General features: G+C 71.4%; 3 protein-coding genes. 2 read left to right on the top strand and 1 reads right to left on the bottom strand.

The features are described 5' to 3' along the window. The first annotated feature begins 197 nt into the window (after positions 1–197). Positions 198–1,250, top strand: a complete 1,053-nt coding sequence (locus MXD95_RS07565) for a phosphotransferase (protein WP_250639822.1) — start codon at positions 198–200, stop codon at positions 1,248–1,250. Between the two features lie 22 nt (positions 1,251–1,272). On the opposite strand, the gene MXD95_RS07560 is transcribed toward MXD95_RS07565, so the two are convergent. Then, complete coding sequence (locus MXD95_RS07560; protein ID WP_250639821.1) at positions 1,273–1,947, bottom strand: nitroreductase family protein; 675 nt, start codon at positions 1,945–1,947, stop codon at positions 1,273–1,275. Between the two features lie 357 nt (positions 1,948–2,304). On the opposite strand from MXD95_RS07560, the gene MXD95_RS07555 reads away from it, so the two are divergent. Further along, entirely contained in the window at positions 2,305–2,835 is a 531-nt protein-coding gene (locus tag MXD95_RS07555) for an ABC transporter permease subunit (protein WP_250639820.1), read from the top strand. Positions 2,836–2,909: the final 74 nt, after the last annotated feature.

Raw genomic sequence — 2,909 nt, 5'->3', positions numbered from 1 at the left:
CGAGGGATGCCGGCAAGCCCGAGGGATGCCGGCAAGCCCGAGGGATGCCGGCAAGCCCGAGGGATGCCGGCAAGCCCGAGGGATGCCGGCAAGCCCCAGGGATGCCGGCAAGCCCCAGGGTGGCCGCGCCGTGCCCGGGGGCACCCGACGGTGGCACCCTTCCGGCTCGCGGCGGCGCCGTCCCGCATGATGCAGTTGTGCGCAGTGTGCCCCGGTCATGGTCGGAACTCACCCCGGGCTGGATGACGGCGGCGCTCGCGCCGGCGTTCCCCGGTGCCGTCATCGAATCCGTCGAGATCAGTGACGTCGTCGACGGCACCAACAGCCGCGCCAGGGTGGGTCTGTGCTACGCGGCGGGCAAAGGGCCGCAGCGGGTGTTCGTCAAGCGGGAGGGCCGGGTCCTGCACCGGCTGGCGCTGACCGCCCTGGGTGCCCGCGAGGCCGAGGCCCGTCTCGTCCACTCGGGGGCCGAACTGCCGCTGGAACATCCCGCCTTCTATGCCGCCGCCGTCGACCGGCGACGCCTGGCCACCATCATGGTGATGGAAGACGTGACGCTGCGTGATGCCCAACCGAACGACGCGACCGCGGCGCTGAGCGCCGAGCAGGTCCGCGACGGCCTGCTCGGGCTGGCCCGGCTGCACGCCGCCTACTGGGCTCGCCCGCTGCCCGAGGAGCTGGCGTTCGCCCGCCCCTGGCGGCTGGACGCGGTCTGGGCGCCGGTGTCGTGGCTGAGCATCACCCGGGCGCTGCGCGTGTTGCGGGCCGGCGGCCACCACCGGCTGATCCCCGGCGGGGTCGACGCCGGTGTCGTCGAACGGGGTTTCCGTGGCTGGGCCGTGATCGCGTCCGCCCAGCCCCGGACCCTGCTGCACGGCGACCCGCATGTCGGCAACACCTACCGCCTGCCCGGCGGGGGCACCGGCTTCTACGACTGGCAGCTCACCCGCACCGGCATCTGGGCGCACGACGTCGGCTACTTCCTGGTCTCCGGCCTGAGCGTCGAGGACCGCCGCACGCACGAACGCGAGCTGCTGCACGCCTACCTGAGCGAGCTCGCCGCCCGGGGCGTGCCCGCCCCGGATCCCACCGAGGCGTGGGAGCTGCACCGCCGGACCCCCGTGTTCGGCCTGGGTACCTGGCTGCACACCCTGTCCGGCGGCGGCTTCCAGCCAGTCGACACCTGCCTGGCGACCATCGAACGTTTCGCCGCGGCCTACGCGGATCACCAGGGGCCACGTCCGTCATGATTCAGGGTCCGCACGCATCCCGTCACCGCAGCCTGCCGCCCTCGATCAGCGGCGTGTCCCAGGTGTCGAGGGCGGCGACGGAGCTCACGGGCCGGCGGCGCACCGGCCCGTGCCGTCCGACCGGCCAACCCACGCAGACCAGTGCGGCGATCCTCCACTCGTCCGGGATCCCGACCACCGCCCGCAGCTTGTCCTGCGCAAAGGTGAACCAGGTGCTCGGAACCGTGCCAAGCCCCTCGGCCCGGGCCGCAAGCAGAAAGTTCTGCATGGCGGGAAAGATCGAACCACCCTCGATGAACTCCGGGACGAAGCCGCTGAGCCGGTAGGTGAACAGCACATACGCCGGCACCTGCTCGAACGTATCCACAAGATGACGCATGGTGTCCATCAGGCGCGCCTGGCGAGGGTTGCGGGCCGGCTGGACCGACGCGTTGTCCTCGTAGATTCTGGTCACCCACTGCCATCCCTCGCGGAAGGCCGGTCCCAGCACCGCGCGTACCTCGGGCGAACGCAGGACCACAAACCGCCAGGCCTGCGCGTTGGAGCCGGATGGCGCCCAGGTCGCGGCCTCCAGACAGCGGGCGAGCACCTCGTTGGACACCGGGTCCGGCCGGAAACGCCGCAGCGACCGGGCGGTACGCATGGCCTCGCGGACATCCAGCGACGCCGGCCCGGATCCGGTCTCCTGATCGCTCATCCGCCGCTCAACTCCTGCACCATCGCCCCTCCTGCACCATCGCCCCGTTGCCCGCTTCATCCCGTTTTCCCAGCCGTCCCAACCTCCCGCGAGGGTGGCGCCAGGGTCAACCGGACGAGCCAGTTACACGCTCTCCTTGGACAAACTCGACAGCCCGCTTCGGTCCACCTCGACCCCTTCGTACGACGTGGTCTTCAAGATCCGCTGATCCCCACGCGGGCCGCCGCCACCAGCCTCGTCTGGGCGGCGGCCCAGCCGTTGCGGCGGATGGCGGCGCGAGGTGGGGTGGTCATCCCAGGCTGGCGCGCATCTCGCCCCTGGAACGCACGGTGTCGAGCGCCGCCTCGGAACGACGAGGTGTCGAAGAACAGTCGTGACGCGGTCATGCGGTTTCCGACCTTCCTCGCGACCGGGCTCGCATACGGTTCCACATCGGCGCTTGTCGCGGCCGGCTTTCTGGTCCTTCACCGGGCGACCGGAGTGTTCGACTTCGCGCACGGTGACCTCATGGTCCTCGACGCTTTCCTGGCGTACTGGGCGGTGCGTCAGGAGCACCTTCCGGTGCGGGTCGGATACCTGGTCGCGATCGTGCTCCTCGGCGGCGCGGGGGGCCTCCTGGAACGGCTGGCCTATGCGCCGTTGCGGCGGCACCCGGTGATGGTGGTAGTCGATCGGCGGGTGATCTCGGCGTGGAACCGGGGTAGCTGGGTGTGCCAGTCCTCAGGGGGGAATGTCCGCCGTTCCGGTGGCGGAACGGCGGACGAGGCGGACGGTTCGGGCGAAGCCGACCCGGTCGGGGTCGACGTCGGCGGCCTCGGCTGCCTGGGCGATCAGGGCGGTGATCGCGTACTGGACGGTCAGCCAGGCCCACATCTCCTGGACGGCTAGTGCCGCGTCCGGCAAGGTTTGCCCTGAGTTGTGGACGGCGCGCCGGCCTGGGTCCCGCGCCTGTGCCGCGGCGG

It is taken from the genome of Frankia sp. AiPa1, assembly GCF_023243075.1.
Lineage (GTDB): Bacteria > Actinomycetota > Actinomycetes > Frankiales > Frankiaceae > Frankia.
This window is presented reverse-complemented; position numbering and strand designations above follow the sequence as displayed.